Source organism: Bradyrhizobium sp. UFLA05-108, from assembly GCF_059803455.1.
This window is the reverse complement of the sequence record NZ_JBANAZ010000005.1, coordinates 52,902-72,559: the sequence shown is the minus strand read 5'-3', so window position 1 is coordinate 72,559 and position 19,658 is coordinate 52,902. Positions and strand designations below refer to the sequence as shown.

General features: G+C 63.9%; 22 protein-coding genes. 14 read left to right on the top strand and 8 right to left on the bottom strand.

What is annotated here, in order from left to right; translation table 11 throughout:
• Positions 1 to 116: 116 nt before the first annotated feature.
• The 4 genes from SO140_RS05365 to SO140_RS05350 all read left to right on the top strand — a co-directional run bounded on the left by SO140_RS05365 (position 117) and on the right by SO140_RS05350 (position 3,016).
• Entirely contained in the window at positions 117 to 890 is a 774-nt protein-coding gene (locus tag SO140_RS05365) for a ferredoxin--NADP reductase (protein ID WP_449378825.1), read from the top strand.
• Between the two features lie 108 nt (positions 891 to 998).
• Entirely contained in the window at positions 999 to 1,319 is a 321-nt protein-coding gene (locus SO140_RS05360) for a hypothetical protein (protein WP_449378824.1), read from the top strand.
• A gap of 87 nt (positions 1,320 to 1,406) precedes the next feature.
• Positions 1,407 to 2,672, top strand: a complete 1,266-nt coding sequence (locus SO140_RS05355; RefSeq protein ID WP_449378823.1) for a cytochrome P450 — start codon at positions 1,407 to 1,409, stop codon at positions 2,670 to 2,672.
• A 113-nt stretch (positions 2,673 to 2,785) separates the two neighbouring features.
• Entirely contained in the window at positions 2,786 to 3,016 is a 231-nt protein-coding gene (locus tag SO140_RS05350) for a hypothetical protein (RefSeq protein ID WP_449378822.1), read from the top strand.
• A gap of 5 nt (positions 3,017 to 3,021) precedes the next feature.
• Here SO140_RS05350 and SO140_RS05345 read toward each other — a convergent pair whose 3' ends face one another.
• Complete coding sequence (locus SO140_RS05345) at positions 3,022 to 4,269, bottom strand: DUF763 domain-containing protein (protein WP_449378901.1); 1,248 nt, start codon at positions 4,267 to 4,269, stop codon at positions 3,022 to 3,024.
• A 122-nt stretch (positions 4,270 to 4,391) separates the two neighbouring features.
• On the opposite strand from SO140_RS05345, the gene SO140_RS05340 reads away from it, so the two are divergent.
• Positions 4,392 to 5,534, top strand: coding sequence for a mechanosensitive ion channel family protein (locus SO140_RS05340; protein WP_449378821.1), 1,143 nt, complete (start codon positions 4,392 to 4,394; stop codon positions 5,532 to 5,534).
• A 24-nt stretch (positions 5,535 to 5,558) separates the two neighbouring features.
• On the opposite strand, the gene SO140_RS05335 is transcribed toward SO140_RS05340, so the two are convergent.
• Positions 5,559 to 6,536: a tripartite tricarboxylate transporter substrate binding protein gene (locus SO140_RS05335; RefSeq protein ID WP_449378820.1), complete on the bottom strand. Its 978-nt coding sequence runs from the start codon at positions 6,534 to 6,536 to the stop codon at positions 5,559 to 5,561.
• Positions 6,537 to 6,651: 115 nt separating this feature from the next.
• On the opposite strand from SO140_RS05335, the gene SO140_RS05330 reads away from it, so the two are divergent.
• The 8 genes from SO140_RS05330 (at position 6,652) to SO140_RS05295 (ending at position 13,037) form a co-directional block, all read left to right on the top strand.
• Entirely contained in the window at positions 6,652 to 7,362 is a 711-nt protein-coding gene (locus SO140_RS05330) for a TetR/AcrR family transcriptional regulator (protein WP_449378819.1), read from the top strand.
• 72 nt (positions 7,363 to 7,434) lie between these two features.
• Positions 7,435 to 7,578, top strand: a complete 144-nt coding sequence (locus SO140_RS05325) for a hypothetical protein (RefSeq protein WP_449378818.1) — start codon at positions 7,435 to 7,437, stop codon at positions 7,576 to 7,578.
• Positions 7,579 to 7,587: 9 nt separating this feature from the next.
• The gene (locus SO140_RS05320) at positions 7,588 to 8,460 is read left to right on the top strand and encodes an amidohydrolase family protein (protein WP_449378817.1); all 873 of its coding nucleotides are present in this window, start codon (positions 7,588 to 7,590) and stop codon (positions 8,458 to 8,460) included.
• Entirely contained in the window at positions 8,460 to 9,761 is a 1,302-nt protein-coding gene (gene dctA, locus SO140_RS05315) for a C4-dicarboxylate transporter DctA (RefSeq protein ID WP_449378816.1), read from the top strand. Before SO140_RS05320 ends, dctA begins: the two co-directional genes overlap by 1 nt.
• Before the next feature lie 68 nt (positions 9,762 to 9,829).
• On the top strand, positions 9,830 to 10,543 hold the full coding sequence (locus SO140_RS05310; RefSeq protein WP_449378815.1) for a PIG-L deacetylase family protein: 714 nt from the start codon (positions 9,830 to 9,832) through the stop codon (positions 10,541 to 10,543).
• Positions 10,540 to 11,223 carry a 4-carboxy-4-hydroxy-2-oxoadipate aldolase/oxaloacetate decarboxylase gene (locus SO140_RS05305; RefSeq protein ID WP_449378814.1) on the top strand — a complete coding sequence of 228 codons (684 nt, stop codon included), beginning with the start codon at positions 10,540 to 10,542 and terminating at the stop codon, positions 11,221 to 11,223. The genes SO140_RS05310 and SO140_RS05305 overlap by 4 nt, the downstream gene beginning before the upstream one ends.
• 24 nt (positions 11,224 to 11,247) lie before the next feature.
• Positions 11,248 to 12,117 carry a substrate-binding domain-containing protein gene (locus SO140_RS05300; RefSeq protein WP_449378813.1) on the top strand — a complete coding sequence of 290 codons (870 nt, stop codon included), beginning with the start codon at positions 11,248 to 11,250 and terminating at the stop codon, positions 12,115 to 12,117.
• The gene (locus tag SO140_RS05295; RefSeq protein WP_449378812.1) at positions 12,117 to 13,037 is read left to right on the top strand and encodes a DUF1932 domain-containing protein; all 921 of its coding nucleotides are present in this window, start codon (positions 12,117 to 12,119) and stop codon (positions 13,035 to 13,037) included. Before SO140_RS05300 ends, SO140_RS05295 begins: the two co-directional genes overlap by 1 nt.
• On the opposite strand, the gene SO140_RS05290 is transcribed toward SO140_RS05295, so the two are convergent.
• The gene (locus SO140_RS05290) at positions 13,021 to 14,262 is read right to left on the bottom strand and encodes an amidohydrolase family protein (RefSeq protein WP_449378811.1); all 1,242 of its coding nucleotides are present in this window, start codon (positions 14,260 to 14,262) and stop codon (positions 13,021 to 13,023) included. The genes SO140_RS05295 and SO140_RS05290 overlap by 17 nt on opposite strands.
• Positions 14,263 to 14,409: 147 nt before the next feature.
• On the opposite strand from SO140_RS05290, the gene SO140_RS05285 reads away from it, so the two are divergent.
• Entirely contained in the window at positions 14,410 to 14,829 is a 420-nt protein-coding gene (locus SO140_RS05285; RefSeq protein WP_449378810.1) for a nuclear transport factor 2 family protein, read from the top strand.
• Between the two features lie 13 nt (positions 14,830 to 14,842).
• Here the strand turns inward: SO140_RS05285 and SO140_RS05280 are convergent, their stop codons facing one another.
• From SO140_RS05280 to SO140_RS05260, 5 genes are all read right to left on the bottom strand, one after another.
• Positions 14,843 to 15,130 (bottom strand): YciI family protein, encoded by a 288-nt coding sequence (locus SO140_RS05280; protein ID WP_449378809.1) that lies wholly within the window; start codon positions 15,128 to 15,130, stop codon positions 14,843 to 14,845.
• Between the two features lie 67 nt (positions 15,131 to 15,197).
• Complete coding sequence (locus SO140_RS05275; RefSeq protein WP_449378808.1) at positions 15,198 to 16,169, bottom strand: sugar ABC transporter substrate-binding protein; 972 nt, start codon at positions 16,167 to 16,169, stop codon at positions 15,198 to 15,200.
• Positions 16,170 to 16,216: 47 nt separating this feature from the next.
• Positions 16,217 to 17,194, bottom strand: coding sequence for an ABC transporter permease (locus tag SO140_RS05270; RefSeq protein ID WP_449378807.1), 978 nt, complete (start codon positions 17,192 to 17,194; stop codon positions 16,217 to 16,219).
• Positions 17,191 to 18,141 carry an ABC transporter permease gene (locus SO140_RS05265; RefSeq protein WP_449378806.1) on the bottom strand — a complete coding sequence of 317 codons (951 nt, stop codon included), beginning with the start codon at positions 18,139 to 18,141 and terminating at the stop codon, positions 17,191 to 17,193. Before SO140_RS05265 ends, SO140_RS05270 begins: the two co-directional genes overlap by 4 nt.
• Complete coding sequence (locus SO140_RS05260) at positions 18,134 to 19,636, bottom strand: sugar ABC transporter ATP-binding protein (RefSeq protein WP_449378805.1); 1,503 nt, start codon at positions 19,634 to 19,636, stop codon at positions 18,134 to 18,136. Before SO140_RS05260 ends, SO140_RS05265 begins: the two co-directional genes overlap by 8 nt.
• Between the last annotated feature and the right edge of the window lie 22 nt (positions 19,637 to 19,658).

Sequence of the window (19,658 nt, the reverse complement as noted above, 5' to 3'; positions counted from 1 at the left end):
CGATCTTGAGCAGCCTTGACCAAAGGATCAAGCCGGATTATTCATTTGTATACGAACAATCGTATACGAATGACGCATAGCTGACAGTCGCCCGCGCACCGGCAAGGGAAGATGAGATGAGCAATTTTAACCAGGAAAGCGTCCTCAGCGTCCACCACTGGACCGACACGCTGTTCAGCTTCAAGACCACGCGCAGCCCGACCTTCCGCTTCCGCAACGGCGAGTTCACGATGATCGGGCTCAAGCTCGGTGAGAAGCCGCTGCTCCGGGCCTATAGCGTCGCCAGCGCCAACTACGAGGACACGCTCGAATTCTTCTCGATCAAGGTGCCGGACGGCCCGCTGACCTCGCGTTTGCAGCATCTGAAGGAAGGCGACGAGATCATCGTCAGCCGCAAGGCCACCGGCACACTGGTGATCGACAATCTGGAAGAGGGCCGCAACCTCTACCTCATCGGAACCGGCACGGGCCTCGCGCCGTTCCTGAGCGTGGTCAAGGACCCCGAGACCTATGAGCGGTTCGAGAAGGTGGTGCTCCTGCATGGCTGCCGGCACGTGAGAGAGCTCGCCTATGGCGAGATGATCACCGAGAAGCTGCCGAACGATGAGCTGCTTGGCGACTACATCCGCAACCAGCTGATCTACTATCCGACCGTCACCCGCGATCCCTTCCGTAACCGCGGCCGCATCACCGACCTCATCACCTCGGGCAAGCTGTTCGGCGACATCGGCCTGCCGCCGATTGAGGCGGCCCACGACCGCGTCATGATCTGCGGCAGTCCGGCGCTGGTCGCTGACACCCGGATGCTGCTGACGGAGCGCGGCTTCGTCGAGGGCAACCACGGCGAGCCGGCGCAATTCGTGGTCGAAAAGGCCTTTGCCGAGCGGTAAGCCCGGTTTCAGCCGCGCAATAAAGCCGCATTTTCGCCGCCCGGCGCCCGTTGCGGCGCCGATTCTGCAGGCGATACTATGGGAGCGCCGAATCAGCGGAGTTCCTACATGGTTGCGGACAACGACAGCAACATCGCCTGGCACCGGGTTCAGGTGAAGAAGAACCGCGCCGAGTTGAAAGCGCTCGAGACCGCGCGCTTCATGATGGGCGAGGTCGCATCATCCAAGCGCAACGGCCAGACCCAGAAGGCGATTGTCGAGCTCAAGCGCAAGATAGCGCAATCCGAACGCACGATTGCCGACTACGAAAAGCGTACGCGCCGCCCGCTGGCGACCGACCTGCAAAGCCTCAGCAACGGGAGCTGGAGCCATTGGGACGCCTACACCAACCAGCGCAAATCGGGGCCGCGTTCGCAGGGGCGCGGCTGATCGCCATCTTTTGATCGATGTTCCGGCCCTTGCGCCGGCCATTGCGCATACCATCTGGTGAGGCGCCATCAACAGGGGCGGTGACCCATGACACCGCGCATCGATTTCACCAGCGACGCCTTCTTTCGCGACCCGCCCAAGGGAATCGCGAAGCTGCGCGCCTGCGGGCCCGTGGTCGCGACCCGTTTTCCGCTCATCGGCGATGTCTGGGTCACCACCACCCACGATGCGACGGCGCAGGTTCTCAAGGACGGCGCGACGTTCACGCTGCGCAGGGAGGACGGCAAGGTCGCAGGGCTGCGCTGGTGGATGCCGAAACTCGTTACGACCATTGCTAGCAACATGCTGACGATGGACGAGCCGGATCACACGCGGCTGCGCAGCATCGTCGACGAAGCCTTCCGCCGCCGCGCGATCGTCGCGATGGAGCCGCGCATCCGCGCCATCGCCGACGGACTCGCGGACGAGCTGTTCGCGGCGGGAAGCCCGGCCGATCTCGTCCAGCGCTACGCCCGAATCCTGCCGCTGTCGGTGATCTCCGAGCTGCTCGGGCTGCCGATGGCCGATCGACCCCGATTCATCGCCTGGGCGAATGCGATGTCCTCGCTGACCAACGTCGTCAGCTTCTTTCGGTTGCTGTTCGCGTTTCGCAAGATGCGTGCCTATCTCGAAGAGCAGTTGCGGATCGCCCGCGCGCAAGGTGGCGAAGGCCTGATTGCGGAGCTCGTTCAGGTCGAGCGGGAAGGCGGCCGCATCACGCCGGGCGAGATGGTTTCGATGGTGTTCCTGTTGCTGGCAGCGGGCTCGGAGACAACCACGCACCTCATCAGCGGCTCGGTCTATGAGCTCCTCAAAAATCCCGGCCTGCGCGATTGGCTGGAAGAGGATTGGTCTCGCGCCAGCCTTGCCGTCGAGGAATTCCTGCGCTTCGTCTCGCCGGTGCAATTCTCAAAGCCGCGTTATGTGCGGCGGGATCTCGAGCTCGAGGGTGTGCGCCTGAAAAAGGGCGATCGCGTCATGGTTATGCTGGCCGCAGCGAACATGGATCCTTCGGTGCATGATGCTCCCGAGCGGCTTGATCTCGAACGCAGGCCCAACCGGCACATCTCGTTCGGCACGGGAATCCATTTCTGTCTCGGTCACCAGCTCGCGCGGATCGAGGCGGCGTGTGCGCTTGAGGCCTTGTTCACGCGCTGGCCGCGGCTTGGTCTCGCCGTGGATACTTCGCAAGTTCACTGGCGCAAGCGCCCGGGCATCCGCGCCATCGCGAAACTGCCGGTCGTGGCCGACGACGGCGGGAACCGTCACGCTAAATCCCGCCCGGCCGACGTCGAGCAATTGCTCGCAAATTGACGTCACCAGCCGGCGGCGTATCGGAACCGCGTGGTGACGATCTTGCCGCGGCCGACGAAACAATCGCCGCCGGGCACGCGTTGGCCCCGGTGCGGACAGCAAGGGAGCAATCCATGCCCAACGGAGGCAAGACGCATATTGGGTCAGGTACGCATGGCAAGGGCGCGGGGAACGGCGCTTTCACGGAGGTCTCGAAAGACAAGATTGGCGACAACATGATCCTGTCGAACCGCGACAAGGCGCAGCATTCCGACATTCGCGGCATGGACGGAAAATATATCCAGACCGAGCAGTACCAGGACCACCCGGCCAACCGGCTCGCGGAGGAGGAGGACGAAGGCTAGGCGGCTCACGAGCCAGTCTGCTTCTCCGACGCGACGAGATCGCGCTCCCAGCCGAACACGGATCGGCCGTCGAGCTGAGGTGAAGCTGCGCGCTCGGCCGCAATGAAGGCCTCGACCGATGGGCCCCGCGCGCTCCGTTCCAGTCGCCGCGCCTGCTCGTCGAGACGCTTGATCGCCTGCATTTCCTCTTCGCGCCCGAGCTTTGCGTTCGCGATCGCGCCTTTGAGCACGCGAATGGTCTCGTCATAGACCTTGATCGGCACGGGGAAGGGGTGGCGGTCCTTGCCGCCATGGGCGAGAGAGAAGCGTGCCGGATCCTTGAAGCGATAGGGCGCGCCGTGCACGACCTCGGCGACCATCGCGAGCGAGCGCACGGTGCGCGCTCCGACGCCGGGTGTCAGCAACAGCTCTGGAAAATCGACCGGACCGCGCTCGGCGGCCGCAGCCAATGTGCCGTGCAGGCGACGCGCGAAGACGTCTTTCGGACGCACATCGTGATGCGCGGGCATGATGAGGTGCGGCAACATGGCTTGTGCGGGTTCGACACCGCTCAGACGTTCGAATTCGGTCACGATGCGATCGGGACCGAGATCGGAGAGCAGCTCAAGCTGCGCTGAGCGCGAGACGTCGGCACGGTGGTCGGTGAGATTGACGATCTCGCCTTGCACGGGGCCGTCGATCGCGCTGTGCGGCGCATCGACGAAGCTCTTCAGCGCCTCGGAATGCCAGTGATAGCGGCGGGCCTGCCGCTTCTCGCCGTTCATGCCTTGCTGCACGACCGTCCATTTGCCGTCGGCGGTGACGAAGAAGCCATGCAGATAAAGGTCAAAGCCGTCCTGCACCGCCGCGCTGTCGACCTTCGCAACGAGGCGGCTCGCGCGCGTCAGCCGGACGCCATCGAAGCCGATGCGACCGCCGAGCGTCAGAAGCTCATCCGGCGTCTTCCGTGAATGCTGGCCGCGGCCGCCGCAGACATAGATGCCGAGCTCGTTCTGGAGCGGTGCGAGCCCGCGTTTCAGGGCGCCGATCACGGAAGTGGTGATGCCGGAAGAGTGCCAGTCCATTCCCATCACGGCGCCGAACGATTGGAACCAGAAGGGATGCGACAGCCGCTGCATGAACTCGTCGCGGCCGTAGTGATGCACGATCACCTGTGTGACGATCGCGCCCAGCGACGCCATGCGGCTTGCGAGCCACGGTGGAACCCGTCCGTTGTGAAGGGGAAGATCGGCGCTGCCGGTGCGTCGGGGCATGGCCATTGATAGCCGGATTCTGCCCTGCTTGCACGACCGGAAATGCTGCGTTGCATCCGAAGGCGGACCGAAGCGCAAGGTTGGGCGTTGAGCGCCGAGTTGCAAGCCGGTGCGGAGGCAGGATGGAAATACAACCGATCATCGCGAGGATCGATGAGCTCTTCGGGTGGGTTCCACCCTGGTTCGTCGGCCTTAGCATCATTGCATGTGCGATCCTGGCGGCGTTGTTCCTGTACCGGATCGCGGTGCAGCTCTTGCGGCGTGCCTTCGCGGGCCGCTTTCCTCTCGTCAATCCGTTCCTCGATCGGACGGCAGGGCCGGCGCAGCTCGCGCTCTGCCTGCTTGCAGTCGCGCTCGTCCTGCCATGGGCGCCGCTCGGTGACGAAACGCGTCTTGATCTCAGGCACGTCTTCGTCGTGGCGGTGATTGCGCTGATCGGCTGGATTTCGATCCGGGCCGTCGACATGACGGCGGCGCGCTATCTGCAAAACTTCCGCGACGTCACCGAGAATTTTATCGCGCGCAAACATGTCACGCAGGTGCGGGTGTTCAAGCGGGTGATCGATACGCTCATCATCATGATCACGATCTCTACGGCGTTGATGACGTTCGATTCCGTCAAGCAATATGGCGTCAGCCTGTTCGCCTCGGCCGGCGCTGCCGGTATCATCGTCGGTCTTGCGGCGCGGCCGCTGCTCAGCAATCTGATCGCAGGCTTGCAGATTGCGATCACGCAGCCGATCCGCATCGAGGACGCCGTCATCATCGAAAACGAATGGGGCTGGGTCGAGGACATCGCCTCGACCTACGTCGTGGTGCGGCTGTGGGACTGGCGGCGGATGGTGGTGCCGTTGTCCTACTTCATCGAAAAGCCGTTCCAGAACTGGACGCGCGACGCCGCTTCCCTGATCGGCGCCATCGCTTTGTATGTCGATTATCGGGCCGACGTGCCGCGCATCCGCCGCAGGCTGGAGGAGGCGGTCAAGGAGTCAAAGCTGTGGGACGGCGCCGTGGTCAATCTCCAGGTGATTGATGCGGATGCCCGCACCGTTCAGCTCCGCGCTCTCGTCAGCGCCCGGAACGCTCCGCAGTCCTGGGACCTGCGCTGCGAGATCCGGGAGAAGCTCGTGGCCTTCATTCGCGACGAATTGCCCGATGCGCTGCCGCGCGAGCGTGCGATCCTCCTGCCTTCAGGCGATGACGATGCAGAGTTCGTCCGGCGCGTCGTCGCACCGGAGAAGGTGCGGGCGAGGGCGCACAACTGAATCGCCAGAGCAATGCCGGTCATCTCATTGCGCCCGGATGTTCGCCGCCTTGAGCACCGGCTCCCATTTGGCCGCCTCGGCATGCATGTAGGCATCGAAATCCTTCGACGACGAGCCGACCGGCGTTGCGCCGATCTTGTCGAGCGTCGACAGCACGCTCGGGTCTTGCAGTGCCGTCTTCAAATCGGCTTCGAGCCTCACCACGATCTCCGGCGGCATTTTTGCCGGCCCAAGAAAACCCCACCAGACCGAGACGTCGTAGCCTGATACTCCGGCCTCAGCGACGGTCGGAACATCGGGCAGGGCCTTTGACCGCTGCGCCGACGTCACCGCGAGCGCCCGCACCGGGCCGCCTTCGAGCTGGCCGATGGCCTCGGCGAGCGGGTTGAGGCTGAGGGGGATTTCGCCGGCGACCACGGCGGTCAGCGCCGGGGCGCCACCCTTGTAGGGAATAGAGACGATCTTCACGCCGGCCATGTATTTCAACAGCTCGCCGGCGAGATGCGCCGAGGTGCCGTTGCCGGACATGCCATAGGAGAGCTTGTCCGGTTCCTTCTTCGCAGCAGTCAGGAGATCGCCGAGGCTCTTGTACGGACTGTCCTTGGCGACGACGATGGCGAGCGGCGACGAGGCGACCTCGCTGATCGCGGTGAAATCCTTGAAGGTGTCGTAGGGCACGCTCGGATAGACGAACTGGTTGAGCGGATGGCCGCTGGCGACCAGGATCAGCGTGTAGCCGTCGGGCGGCGCCTGCGTCAGCGCTTGCGAGGCGATGATGCCGCCTGCGCCGGGACGGTTGTCGATCACTGGCTGCTGGCCCCAGCTCTTGGCGAGCGCCTGGCCGATCGTGCGGGCGAGCACGTCGACGGCGCCGCCAGCGGCATAGGGCACCAGAATGTGGACTGGCTTGCTCGGGAAATTGTCGGCCTGCGCGCCGTTCGCGGCCAGCATCAGGCCCGTACCCAGCAGTAGACGACCGATTTTCTTGTTGAAACCCAGCATTTTCCAGCGCTCCTCGGGGCGAGTGTCCATCCGGGCGCCCGTCTCGGACCGCCCAAGGCGCCGCCTTTGGTTTTTGTTGACGAGACCTTATCTTTTGTACGATAGTACAAATAACATGGTACGCAAGCCCACCAGCAAAGAGACAGCCCGCAAGCCGAACATGCGCGAGGCGATTCTCGCTGCGGCGGAGGAGTTGTTCGCAACCAACGGCTTCAACGCCGTGTCGGTGCGCGACATCGCGCAGGCCGCCGGAGCCAACCCCGGCAGCGTCACCTATCATTTCAAGACCAAGGATGGCCTGCTGCTCGAGATCTATCGCCGCCACTGCGGACCGATGAATCTCCGCCGATCCGAACTGCTCGCCGCGGCCAGGCGCGTTCGCGATCTCCAGGACCGGCTGGAGGCAATCGTGCGCGCCTATGTCGTGCCGGCCTTCACCTCGGGCAGCGATCTTGCCGGCGGCGGGGCGCGGTTCACGCGGCTGCGCGCCGTGATGTCGGCCGAGGGCAACGAGGTGGCCCGGCGCATCATCGCGCAGACCTTCGACGACACCAGCCACGCCTTCATCGACGCGATCCACGAGAGCCTGCCGCAGGTGCCGCGCACCGAGATCGTCTGGCGTAGCCATTTCCTGCTTGGTGCGCTCTATTACTCACTGGTGACGCCGGAGCGCGTCTCGCGCCTGTCGCGCGGCGAAGCCGACGGCAGCGACGCGGCCGCTGCGATCGAGCAGCTCGTTCAGGCGACCGTGGCCTCGTTCCAGGCGCCGGCACTCGACCAGGCCGCACCGGCACGCCGGCGCGCGGCGGCAAGCAACAAGACGTAGACGACTGCCGACGGACGAGGAGCGAAAAGCTCGCGTTGTCCGCAATCGGCGGCATTTGACTGGGGATGCGGAATGAGCAGGCGGGACTGCTTGCAACTCTTGTCGGGCGCTTCGATGGCCGGCCGGGCTTCGAAGCTCATCGACAATGCGCCCGACGCCGCGATCCAGCAGAAGTTGCTGGTCGACAATCCCGCGCGCCTGTTCAAGTTCACCTGAAGACACCAGATGTACAAGCCGACCATTCCGCCGCCCGATCCGAACACCCGCACGCCGAAGTTCAAGCTGCCGGCGCTCGCTTGCGACGCGCATTGCCACATCTTCGGTCCGGGCTCGAAATATCCGTACGCGCCGGACCGCTCCTACACGCCGCCCGACGCGCCGCTGGAGGATTTCAAAGCACTGCATGCCAAACTCGGCGTCCAGCGCGCCGTGATCGTCAATGCCAGTGTGCACGGCGCCGACAACACCGTTGCGCTCGACGCGATCGCGCAGAGCAACGGGGCCTATCGCGCGGTGGCCAATATCGACGACACCATCACCGAGCGAGGCCTGCGCGCGCTACATGAAGGCGGTTTCCGCGGCTGCCGCTTCAATTTCGTCCGCCATCTCGGTGGCATCCCGGACAAGAGCGTGTTCGACCGGGTGATCGCGATGGTCGCGCCGCTCGGCTGGCACATCGATCTGCATTTCGACGCGATCGACCTGCCGGAATATGCCGACATGCTGGCAAAGCTGCCGGTGCGCTATACCATCGATCACATGGGACGGGTGAAGGCGGCTGAGGGGCTCGACCAGCTTCCATTCAAGATCCTGATCGACCTGATGCAGCGCGACGAGAAATGCTGGGTGAAGATTTGCGGCTCCGAGCGCGTCTCTTCCTCTGGCCCGCCTTTCACCGACGCCGTGCCGTTCGCGCGCAGGATCGTGGAAACCGCAGTCGATCGCGTCATCTGGGGCACGGATTGGCCGCATCCCAATGTCAAGGTGATGCCGAATGACGGCGACCTGGTAGACCTCATTCCGCTGTTCGCGCCGGAGGCGGAGTTCCAGCAGCAGATCCTGGTCAGCAACCCGGCCCGCCTGTTCGAGTTCGGGTAATGACGGCGCTCTCGATCGACAAGCCGCGCGGCCGCGCCTGGTGGAAGGAGCTCTGGGTCCAGGTTCTCCTCGCCATGGCGGCCGGCATCGTGCTCGGCATCGTCAATCCCGATCTCGGCGTAAAAATGCAGCCGCTCGGCGACGCCTTCATCAAGGCGATCCGCATGCTGATCGCGCCGATCATCTTCTGCACCGTCGTGCACGGCATCGCGCACATGGCCGACATGGCACGGGTCGGCCGCGTCGCCATCAAGGCGATCATCTATTTCGAGATCATGACCACGATCGCGCTGGTGATCGGCCTTGTCGCGATTAACCTGCTGAAGCCCGGCGCCGGCATGAACATCGACGCTGCCAGCATCAACACCAGCGCGATCGAGCCCTACGTCAAGCAGACCGGCGCAATCGGCTTCGTGCCATTCCTCATGAACATCCTTCCTGGCACCTTCGTCGGCGCCTTTGCTGAAGGCAACATCCTCCAGGTGCTGTTCATCTCCGTGCTGTGCGGTTTTGCCCTGGTGCAGCTCGGCGAGCGTGGAGCACCTCTGGTCAACCTGATCGACGTCACTTCAAAGATGGTATTTGCCATCGTCGGATTCGTGATGTGGGTGGCGCCGATCGGCGCATTCGGCGCCATCGCGTTCACGGTCGGCAAGTTCGGCGTCGGCTCGCTGGCCTCGCTGGGCAGGCTGCTCGGTGGCTTCTATCTTACCTGCCTGGTGTTCATCGTCGTTGCGCTCGGTCCCGTCGCGCGCTGGTGCGGCTTCAGCCTCATCAAGCTGATCCGCTACATCTGGGAAGAGTTATTGATCTGCATTGCCACGACGTCGTCGGAAACCGTATTACCGCCGATGCTCTCGAAGCTCGAAAACGCCGGTTGCGAGCGCAGCGTGGTAGGGCTCGTGATCCCCACGGGTTACTCGTTCAACCTCGACGGCACCTGCCTCTATCTCGCCGCCGCCTCGGTCTTCCTGGCGCAGGCGACCAACACGCCGCTCGGTCTCACCGAGCAGATCGAGCTGCTGCTGATCCTGCTCGTGACCTCCAAGGGCGCGGCGGGAATAGCGGGCGCCGCCTTCGTCGTCCTGGCGGCGACGCTGTCGGCGACCGGAACCATTCCGGTCGCGAGCGTCGCGCTGGTGCTCGGCATCCATCGGCTGATGTCGCAGGGGCTGACACCGACCAACCTGATCGGGAACGCGGTGGCGACCATCGCGATTGCCAGATGGGAAGGCGCGCTCGACGCGGATCGGTTGAAACGCGTGCTCGACGGCGAGGCGGTGCCGGCCGCTGGGGTGTGATGTATTGGCTGCTTGTGCTTCGCAGGGAGCAGGTCAAACTTTGAAGAGATGAAAGGGGAGTTTGTCCCATGAAGACAGGTCTAGTGATTACCGCGCATCCCGGCGATTTCGTCTGGCGCGCGGGCGGCGCGATCGCGCTGCATGCAAAGAAGGGCTACCGGATGAAGATCGTCTGCATGTCCTTCGGCGAGCGTGGCGAGAGTCAGTTCGCCTGGAAGGAAAAGGGCGCGACGCTCGAGTCGGTGAAGGCCGGCCGCAAGGACGAGGCCGAGCGCGCTGCCAAACTCCTCGGCGCCGAGATCGAGTTCTTCGATTGTGGCGACTATCCGCTCAAGCTGACGGAAGCCCATTTCGATCGCATGGTCGATATCTACCGCGAGCTCAACCCGAGCTTCGTGCTGACTCATGCGCTGGAGGATCCCTATAATTTCGACCACCCGAATGCGGCGCATTTCGCGCAAGAGACACGCGTGGTCGCGCAAGCCATGGGCCACAAGCCGGGCGCGCAGTACAAATATGCCGCGCCGCCGGTATTCCTGTTCGAGCCGCATCAGCCCGAGATGTGCAATTTCAAGCCGAACCTGATCCTGAAGATCGACGAGGTCTGGAAGGAGAAGTACGAGGCATTCCAGATCCTCGCTGCGCAGAAGCATCTCTGGGGCTACTATGAGCGCGTTGCGCTCAACCGCGGCATCCAGGGTAGCCGCAACACCGGCGTGCCGATGACCTATGGCGAGGCCTATCAGCGTCTGTTCCCGACGGTTGAGGAAGTCCTGGCATGAAGCCCGTCGTCGTTCGCAACATCAAGCGCGCCGATCACGCCGGCATGTCGGCCTATGGCGTTTCCACCGTGCACGAGGCGATGGGCCGCGTCGGCCTGATGAAGCCCTATATGCGCCCGATCTGGCCCGGCGCGCAGATCGCGGGTCCCGCCGTCACCGTGCTGGCGCAGCCCGGCGATAACTGGATGATCCATGTCGCGGTCGAGCAATGCAGGCTGGGCGATATCCTCGTGGTTGGCTGCACCACCGACAATACCGACGGCATGTTCGGCGAGCTGCTCGCAAGCTCGCTTCGTGCGCGTGGCGTACAGGGGCTCGTCATCGACGCCGGGTGCCGCGACGTAAAGGCGCTGCACGAGATGAGCTTTCCGGTGTGGTCGCGCGCCGTCTCGGCGAAGGGAACGGTCAAGGCGACGCTCGGCTCTGTCAACATTCCCGTGGTCTGCGCCGGGGTGAACGTCGAGCCCGGCGATATCGTGGTGGCCGATGACGACGGTGTCGTCGTGGTGCCGAAGCGGACCGCGACAGAGGTTGCAGAGAAGGCCAGGAAGCGCAACGCCGACGAAGGCGGCAAGCGCAACCGCCTCGCCTCGGGCGAGCTTGGCCTCGACATGTACAACATGCGCGAGGCTCTGGCGAAAGCCGGGCTCGTCTATGTTGACAATCCCGAGGACGTCTAAGCAGACGAAAAGCGGAGTGGGCTGATGGATCGTGTCAAGCTGCGGACCGTGCTCGGCAGTCATCCGCACGTGCAGGCGTTGAAGAGCGGAGAGCTCCGCTCCGACCGTTTCGATCTCGACTTCATCGAATACACGCCGACCAATACGGCGTTCAAGCCGATGGTGCGCGAGCAGGCGTTCGACGTCTGCGAGATGGCGATCGTCACGTATCTGATGGCGAAAGCCCATGGCAAGTCGCTCGTGCTTCTGCCAGCGACCATGCTCGGCCGCTTCCAGCACGCTTACGCGCTGTATAATCCTGAGCGCGGCAAGCTCGGCCCGTCCGATCTGGAAGGCAAGCGCGTTGGGATCCGGTCGTTCACCACAACGACCGGCGCCTGGATCAGGGGCATTTTGGCCAACGACTACGGTGTGAACCTGGACAAGATTGGCTGGATCACGTTCGAGGATCCGCATGTTGCCGAATATGTCGACACCACGGAACGAGCGCCGAAGGACAAGAAGATCCTCCAGATGCTGCTTGATGGCGAGCTCGACGCCGTGCTCGGCGAGACCTCGAATGATCCGCGGCTCAAGCCGCTGTTTCCCGATCCGGCCGCGGAGGCCGCGGCCTGGTACGCCCGGCGTGGCGTGGTCCCGGTCAACCATCTCGTGGTGGTGACCGAGGCTCTGGCAAAATCGCGCCCCGATATCGTCGCCGGCGTGTACGATCTCCTGAAGGCCGGCAAAGTGAAGGCGGGCCCGGCCGCGTCGCCCGATCTCCTGCCGTTCGGGGTCGAAGCGAACAGCAAGCCGCTGGAGCTGATCATCGACTATGCGTACCAGCAGGCGCTGATCCCGCGCCGCTTTGCGGTCGAGGAGCTCTTTGACGAGACCACGCGAGGGATGAACTGATGTCCGATTCCAGGCGGTGGCAGATAGGACTTGTCGGCTATGGCGAGGTCGGCAAGATCCTCGCGGAGGACTTGCGCCAGCAGGATATCAAGGTCGCGGCTTTCGACCTCAAGCTCCGGACCGAGCAGGGCGCGGCCTTGCGCAATCATGCAACGAACCACGGCGTTACGTTAGCTGCCTCGCATGCTGACCTCACCGCAAAATCCGACTTCATCGTTTCCGCGGTCACCGCGAGCCAAGCAGTCCCGGTGGCGCAAGCCTGCGCCGGCGCGATCAACCAGGGGACCTGGTTCCTCGACTTCAACTCGGCCTCGCCCGGCGCCAAGCAGCGCGCAGCCGGACTGATCGACGACGCAGGCGGACGTTATGTCGAGGGTGCGGTGATGACCTCGGTGCCCCCTTATCGCATCAAGGTGCCCTTGCTGCTCGGTGGCCCCGGCGCACGCGAGCTCGAGCCACTTCTCAACGCGATCGGCTTTGCCGCCAAAGTCGCGAGCGACAAGCTCGGCGTCTCCTCGGCGGTAAAGATGTGCCGCAGCATCATGATCAAGGGCCTGGAAGCCATGGTCATCGAGAGCTTTACGACGGCGCGCGCCTATGGCGTCGAAGATGCGGTGCTGGCCTCGCTCGCGGAAACCTTTCCCGGCATCAACTGGGAGAAGCAAGGCGCCTATTTCTTCCAGCGCGTGATCGAGCACGGCCGCCGACGCGCCGAGGAAGTGCGCGAGGTCGCCGAAACCGTGCGCGAGGCGGGGCTGACGCCATGGTCGGCGCAAGGCACCGCCGAGCGACAGGCCTGGGTCGCCGATCTCGCTGACGAAGGCCTGTTCGGTACCAAGGGCACGAAAGAGTTCGCGCGCAACGCCGACTGGCGCACTGAGGCGGACCGGATCCTGGCGCGGATCAAGCGCCGGGGCTGAATAGCACCGGCGGGCGTCGTTCAAAGACCTGCCGGCCGTTCTTGAAGCCCGCCAAAATATCCGGCAGCTCGGCGATCGCAAAACGGAAGTCACGCGTATCGAGCACGACGAGATCGGCAGGGTTGCCGATCTTGATGCCGTAATTGCCGAGGTTCATCAGGCGTGCCGGCAATTCGGTGACGAGGTCAATGCAGGTGTCGAACTCGCCGACTGATGCATGCGCGACATTGGCGTAGAAATTCGCCATCCGCAGCAGCGAGGCATCGCCGAACGGCGTGAAGGGATTGAGCACGTTGTTGGTCGCAACCGAGCACAGCACGCCGCTTGCGACGAGCTTGTGGGCCACGGTGATTCCGCGCGGCACATTGTGGGTGGCGTCGCGGCCCATCAGATAGAGATCGGTCGCGGGCAGCACCGTGACGGCGACGCCCGTTTTCGCCAGACGTTCGACCACCGGTTTCAGGCGCTCCGGCGGCAGCGCGGAGAGTTTCGTGACATGGCCGGTCGCGACGCGCCCCTGATAGCCGCGCTGTTCGGTCTGCCGGCAGACTTCGCCGAGATGCGACCAGGAGGGATCGAGGTCGAAGTCGAGGTGAAGATCGACATCGACGTCGAATTCCTGCGCGAGGTCGAAGATCCGATTAAGGTGCGCTTTCGGATCGGTGTCGGTATAGGGACAGCCGCCGATCACATCGCCGCCGTCGCGCAGCGCCTGGATCAAGAGCTCCTCAGCTCCGGGATCGTTGGTCAGTCCCTCCTGTGGAAAGACGCAGAGTGACAGATCCAGCGCCCAGGCATAGTCGCGCTTTAGCGTCTTGACGGCCTCGAAGCTGCGCAGGCCGACCCGCGGGTCGATCTCGACATGGGTGCGCATCCGCGTCGTGCCGTGAACGATCGCGCGGTCCAGCACTCTTGCGCCGCGCGCATAGACGTCCTCGACCGTGAAATCGCGCTTCATCGCCGAGACGGCGCGGATGGCGTCGGTAAGACTGCCATGATCATGTCCGCAGCGGCCGAGCAGGCAGGCCTTGTCGAGATGGATGTGGGTGTCGACGAAGCCGGGCAGAACGAGCCGGCCTTCAAGGTCGATCTCGACGGCTTCGGCCTGAAGGCGCGGCTCGATCGCGGCGATCTTGCCTTGGGAGATGCCGATATCCGCTCGAGCGGTGGCGCCGCGCATCAGCGCGTTCCGGAAGATCAGGTCGAAAGCGGTTCGGCTCGTCATGGGCACCATTCACGGCGTGAGCATCCAGGAGCGTGCCGTGCGAGGCGCCTCCGAAGTCCCAGCAGTCTAGCGAGGGAAATGTTCAAAATATATGCATGCAATCCAGCAAGCCGGGGGTAGTATTCCGCATCTTTCGGAGAAACCGCGATGTCCGTTGCCGCAAAAGCCCCAAGCAAGTCCTTGTCCGACGCCGAGATCGTGGAGGCCTATCTCACGGCCTCGATGATCCCCGATCCGGAGGCTGCGGCCGTCTACCTGGCTCCGGGCACGGTGATCACCTTCACCGGCGGGCGCGAGTTCGACCATCCGCGCGGGCCGGCTGGCTTCAACGCCAGGCGCTATCGCTGGGTCAAGAAGAAGATGGACCGGTTCGACGTCTGCCCGGGCGAGGGCGAGACCGTGGTCTACAGTGTCGGCACGCTCTACGGCGAATGGCACGACGGCACACCTTTCGAAGGCAATCGCTATGTCGATCGCTTCGTGGTGAAGGGCGGCAAGATCACCAAGATGGACGTCTGGAACGACAGCGCGGAGCGTATCCTGGTTCAGCGCGGCATCGACGCGTAGCGGTTGCGGCCGTTCAACCCTGGCGGCGCAAAAAGCCGGTGATCGTGACTTTCTCCCAGATGCCGGCCGCGGCGAAGGGATCGGCGCGGTTGAAGGCCTCGACCTCGGCCCGTCCGGGCGCCTCGATCAGGAACAGGCTGCCGATCATCTTCTCGCCGTCGTCGGAGACCAGCGGGCCGGACATCACGATTTTGACCCCGAAGCGCGAGGTGTCGCTCAGGAACGCCTTGTGCGCGTCGTAATTGGCGAGCCGGGTCGGCAATGCGTTGGCATGGTCAAGGGCGTGGATGGCAAACAGCATGATGTCTCCGCAGATGTTTTTGGGACGGCCGCATTGAACGGCCGTCCCGGTTTTCGACAGAGCGAGCCTATTTCGTGCCGAGCTTTTGCGCCTCTTCCCAGGTCGGGCAGGTGCGCTGCTCGAGTGGCACGTCGAACGGCCCGAAATTGTCCTTCGTGATGACGGTGGGCTTCAGCACGATCTCGGCGACGACGGGCTGTTCGCGCAAGTTGCGGATCGCCATCATGGTGCCGAGACAGCCCTGCGCAAACCCGTTATAGTCGCCGCTTGCGAGCAGCTTGCCGGACTTGATGGCATCGATGGCTTCCTTGGTGCCGTTGATACCGATCACCTGCGCTTTCCGGTTGGCGCCATCCAGCGCCTCGATTGCGCCGACCGCCATGGCGTCGTTGGCGGCGAGCACCCCGTCGATCTGCGAGTTCGATTGCATCAGGTTTTCCATCACCTGGAGCGCCTGGAGCCGCTGATAATTGCCGGGCTGCGAGGCCAGAAGTTTCGCGCCCGGGGTTTCCTTCAGCGCATCGTTAAAGCCGCGGACGCGGTCGACATTGGTCAGCGAGCCCTTGACGCCCTCGATGATGACGATGTTGCCCTTGCCACCGAGCGTCTTCAGCAGATAGCGCGCGGTCTCGAGCCCGAGGCTGTAGTCGTCGGCGCCGACGAAGGAGACGAACTTGCCTCCGGCGGAGCGATCGGTGATGTTGACCACCGGAATTTTGGCGTCGTTGATCTTCTCGACACCAGGCACCATCGCCTTGTAGTCGACGGGAATGAAGACGATCGCACTGGGCTTCTTCACGACGACGTCCTCGATCTGGCTGAGTTGCTCGGGGATGGAGTCCGGCTTGGTCGGAATATATTGCAACGTCTTGGCATTCAGCGCCTTGGCCGCTACTTCGGCACCGACGCGCACCGTCTGGAAATAGGGGTTGGTCTGGTTCTTTGTAAACACGGCGATGGTTTCGCCGTCGGCATAAGCCGGTGCCGCGAATGTGACCGCAAGAAGCGGCAGTGCAAGATAGCCCAGTCTCTGTTTCATATTGTCTCCATCCCTCATTTTGGTTTGTTGGATCGGTTGCGACGAACTCATTGCGTGCGGCGACGGGTCTTCATGTCGAGCCAGACAGCGAGAATGACGATGATGCCGGTAACGAGCGGCTGCCAGTTGGCGCTGACCGACAAGAGATTCATGCCGTTCAGCACCAGCGTCAGGATCAGCGCGCCGACGAAGGTGCCGAATACCGTGCCGATGCCGCCGAACAGCGAGGTGCCGCCGATCAGCACGGCCGCGATCGCGGGCAGCGTCAGGCTTTCGCCGATGTCGGCCTCGGCCGAATTGAGCCGTGACAGGAAGATGATCGACGCAAGCCCCGCCATGGTGCCGGAGACGGCATAGACCAGCAGCAGCCGGCGCGCGACCGGAATTCCGGAGAGCCGCGCAGCAACCGGGTTGGCACCGATCGCATAGATCTCCTGGCCCCAGATGGTCCGCTGCGCGAACAGCGTGCCGATCGCAAGGAAGATCAGCAGAAGGTAGAGCGGGATTGGCAGGCCGAGGAGATAGCCGCTGCCGATCTGCCGGAAGCCCGCGGGGAAGCCGTGAATGGTGTCGCCGGCCATGTACCAATAAGTGAGGCCGTTCAGCACCCAGAGCATGCCGTAGGTGGCGATGAAGGAGGGGATGCGCAGCGCCGTCACCATGACGCCGTTAAGGAGACCAACGACGCCCCCGACCACCAGCGCGGTGAGAACGCCCAGCACGGGAGAGCCGGTCTGATGGATCACGGTGCCGGCGAGACAGGCTGAGAGAGCGACATTGGCGCCAACGGAGAGGTCGAGGCCGGCGGTCAGGACCACCAGCGTCAGGCCTGAGGCAATGAAGAAGGTCAGGCTTGCCTGCCGCAGCACGTTGAGGATGTTTCCGAGGCTCAGGAAGGAGTCACTGAGGACAGCGAGCACCGCGCAGATCAGCAGTGCCGCGAGCAAGCGGTAGAACACCTGGATCGCGTCCTGCGACAGGAAGGAGCGGGGCGTCGAGAGGGCCTCCTTGGTGATGTCGGTCATGCGCGGTTCCTGATGCCGTCCAGGAACAGCGCGACGATGACGAGAACGCCGACGCTCGCGACCTGCACCGAGGACGGCAGCGAGATCAGATTGAGGCCGTTACGCAGGACGCCGACGGCGATGACGCCGAGCACGGTGCCGAGCAGCCAGCCATTGCCGCGCTCGAAGGAGGTGCCGCCAACCGCAACCGCCGCGATCGCATCGAATTCGAGGCCGAGACCGGCAGTCGGGTGGCCGGAATTCATGCGCGCGGTCATCAAGAGGCCTGCGACCCCGGCCATGGTGCCGCCGAGCGCGTAGACGGCGATCAGCAGCCGGTTCGGCGAGAGGCCGGCATATCTCAGCGCCTCTCGGTTTCCGCCGAGCGCGAAGATGTAGGTGCCGAAGCGGGTGTGATAGAGCAGGGCATGGAAGAACGCGTAGGTCGCGAGCGCCATCACGATCGGCAAGGGCACGCCAAGAAGCGTGGATGAGTAGATGTCACGCACACTGTGCGGGATGCCGACCACGCTCTGGCCGTCAGAGACGATCAGCGACAGGCCCTGCGCCATGCCGAGTGTGCCGAGCGTCGCGACGAAGGGCGGTATTCCGAGGATCGCGACCAGCCAGCCATTGATCGTGCCGAAGGCCGCACCGACCAGCACGCCGGCACCAAGACCCAGCAGCATCGACTTGGTCGCGAGCGACACGATGGCGACGCAGAGTGAGGTCAGCGTCAGCACCGCGCCCATCGAGAGGTCCAGGCCTTCGGTCATGATGATCAGCGTCATCGGCAGCGCGAGCATGGTCAGGATCGTCGACTGCACCAGCACGTTGGAGAGGTTGGCGACCGACAGGAAGCCGGGGGCGATCGCCCCGAACAGCGCGACCAGGAGCACGAGCACGATGGCGACGCCGGGAATGCGCTGGAGCGGATTTGGTTGCGAAATGACCGCGGCCTCATGCATGGTGCATCCCCAGTCGCACGATGTTCTCCTCGGTCAGTTCATTGCGCGCCAGATGCCCGGCGATGCGGCCCTCGCGCATCACGTAGGCGCGGTCGCAGACATGGCAGATCTCGACCTGCTCGGACGAGATCATCAGCGCAGCCGCGCCCTCGGCGACCAGCCGGTCGATCAGGGCAAAGATTTCGGACTTGGCGCCGATGTCGATGCCGCGTGTCGGCTCGTCGAAAATGAAGAGCTTCGCGCCGGCAGCCAGCCACTTGCCGATCACGACTTTCTGCTGGTTGCCGCCAGAGAGCAGGCCGACGGTCTGGCGGGCGCTCGGCGTCGCGATCCTGAGCTGCCGGATCAGGTTGTCGGACGTGCGTTGCGCGCTACGCTGATCGAACAGGCCGCTTGGAAACAACTTTCGCAGCGCCGAGACCACGAGATTGTCGCCGACCGAGCGGAGCAGTGCGAGGCCCTCGCTCTTCCGGCTTTCCGGGATCAGGGCGATGCCGCGGCGTGCCGCGACGTCGGGTTCGCCGGAGATGGTCTTGCCGTCAAAGATGATCTCGCCGGAGGTCACGGGATCGGCGCCGAAGATCGCGCGCGCGACTTCGCTGCGGCCCGAGCCGACGAGGCCGCAGAGACCGACGATCTCGCCCTGGCGTACCTCGATGTCGATCTCGGAAATACCGGTCGGTGAGGTCAGGCCCTTGACGCTGAGCAGCACCTCGCCGGGCTTGTCGGCGAAGTTGCGCGGATAGGTCATGTCGACGGTGCGGCCGACCATCATGCGCACGAGCTGGTCGGGCGTGACGTCGGCCGGCCTGACGCCGTCGATACGCCGGCCGTCGCGCAGGATGGTGATGCGGTCGCCAAGCGCGAACACCTCGGCCATGCGGTGCGAGATATACACGATGGCAACCCCATCGGCCTTTAGCCGTGCGATCAGCGCGAACAGGAGCTCGGTTTCGCGGTCTGACAGCGCCGCAGTCGGCTCGTCCATGACCAGGATGCGCGCATTCTGGCTGATCGCCTTGGCGATTTCGACCATCTGCTGCTGCGCGACGCCGAGCTTGTCGACGGTGACAGAGGGGTCGATCTCGAAGCCGATGGTGTCGAGCACGCGCTTGGCGTCGGCTAAAATCCTGCGGCGGTCGATGGTGCCGGGAATGCGACCCTTCGGCTCGCGGCCGAGGAAGATGTTTTGAGCGATGTCGAGATGGGGGACGAGCGAGAATTCCTGGAAGATGACGGCGATGCCGAGCATCTGCGCATCCGTGGTCGAGGCGATCGCGGCCTTTTGGCCCTTGTAGTAGAATTCGCCGGCGTCGGCTCGGTAGGCTCCGCACAGCACCTTCATCAGGCTCGACTTGCCGGCACCGTTCTCGCCCAGCAGCATATGGACCTCGCCGGGAAACACGGCAAAGGACACGTCGTCCAGCGCCTTGACGCCCGGAAACTCCTTGCTGATGCCGCGCAGCTCGAGCAGCGGTGTGTCAGCCTCCTCCATCGTCCGTCCTCTCCAAAAAGCT

Excerpts from the sequence above, each read along its gene's own strand:
- SO140_RS05365 (WP_449378825.1), top strand. The coding sequence starts at position 117 with ATGAGCAATTTTAACCAGGAAAGCGTCCTCAGCGTCCACCACTGGACC.
- SO140_RS05360 (WP_449378824.1), top strand. The coding sequence starts at position 999 with ATGGTTGCGGACAACGACAGCAACATCGCCTGGCACCGGGTTCAGGTG.
- SO140_RS05355 (WP_449378823.1), top strand. The coding sequence starts at position 1,407 with ATGACACCGCGCATCGATTTCACCAGCGACGCCTTCTTTCGCGACCCG.
- SO140_RS05350 (WP_449378822.1), top strand. The coding sequence starts at position 2,786 with ATGCCCAACGGAGGCAAGACGCATATTGGGTCAGGTACGCATGGCAAG.
- SO140_RS05345 (WP_449378901.1), bottom strand. The coding sequence starts at position 4,269 with ATGCCCCGACGCACCGGCAGCGCCGATCTTCCCCTTCACAACGGACGG.
- SO140_RS05340 (WP_449378821.1), top strand. The coding sequence starts at position 4,392 with ATGGAAATACAACCGATCATCGCGAGGATCGATGAGCTCTTCGGGTGG.
- SO140_RS05335 (WP_449378820.1), bottom strand. The coding sequence starts at position 6,536 with ATGCTGGGTTTCAACAAGAAAATCGGTCGTCTACTGCTGGGTACGGGC.
- SO140_RS05330 (WP_449378819.1), top strand. The coding sequence starts at position 6,652 with ATGGTACGCAAGCCCACCAGCAAAGAGACAGCCCGCAAGCCGAACATG.
- SO140_RS05325 (WP_449378818.1), top strand. The coding sequence starts at position 7,435 with ATGAGCAGGCGGGACTGCTTGCAACTCTTGTCGGGCGCTTCGATGGCC.
- SO140_RS05320 (WP_449378817.1), top strand. The coding sequence starts at position 7,588 with ATGTACAAGCCGACCATTCCGCCGCCCGATCCGAACACCCGCACGCCG.
- dctA (WP_449378816.1), top strand. The coding sequence starts at position 8,460 with ATGACGGCGCTCTCGATCGACAAGCCGCGCGGCCGCGCCTGGTGGAAG.
- SO140_RS05310 (WP_449378815.1), top strand. The coding sequence starts at position 9,830 with ATGAAGACAGGTCTAGTGATTACCGCGCATCCCGGCGATTTCGTCTGG.
- SO140_RS05305 (WP_449378814.1), top strand. The coding sequence starts at position 10,540 with ATGAAGCCCGTCGTCGTTCGCAACATCAAGCGCGCCGATCACGCCGGC.
- SO140_RS05300 (WP_449378813.1), top strand. The coding sequence starts at position 11,248 with ATGGATCGTGTCAAGCTGCGGACCGTGCTCGGCAGTCATCCGCACGTG.
- SO140_RS05295 (WP_449378812.1), top strand. The coding sequence starts at position 12,117 with ATGTCCGATTCCAGGCGGTGGCAGATAGGACTTGTCGGCTATGGCGAG.
- SO140_RS05290 (WP_449378811.1), bottom strand. The coding sequence starts at position 14,262 with ATGACGAGCCGAACCGCTTTCGACCTGATCTTCCGGAACGCGCTGATG.
- SO140_RS05285 (WP_449378810.1), top strand. The coding sequence starts at position 14,410 with ATGTCCGTTGCCGCAAAAGCCCCAAGCAAGTCCTTGTCCGACGCCGAG.
- SO140_RS05280 (WP_449378809.1), bottom strand. The coding sequence starts at position 15,130 with ATGCTGTTTGCCATCCACGCCCTTGACCATGCCAACGCATTGCCGACC.
- SO140_RS05275 (WP_449378808.1), bottom strand. The coding sequence starts at position 16,169 with ATGAAACAGAGACTGGGCTATCTTGCACTGCCGCTTCTTGCGGTCACA.
- SO140_RS05270 (WP_449378807.1), bottom strand. The coding sequence starts at position 17,194 with ATGACCGACATCACCAAGGAGGCCCTCTCGACGCCCCGCTCCTTCCTG.
- SO140_RS05265 (WP_449378806.1), bottom strand. The coding sequence starts at position 18,141 with ATGCATGAGGCCGCGGTCATTTCGCAACCAAATCCGCTCCAGCGCATT.
- SO140_RS05260 (WP_449378805.1), bottom strand. The coding sequence starts at position 19,636 with ATGGAGGAGGCTGACACACCGCTGCTCGAGCTGCGCGGCATCAGCAAG.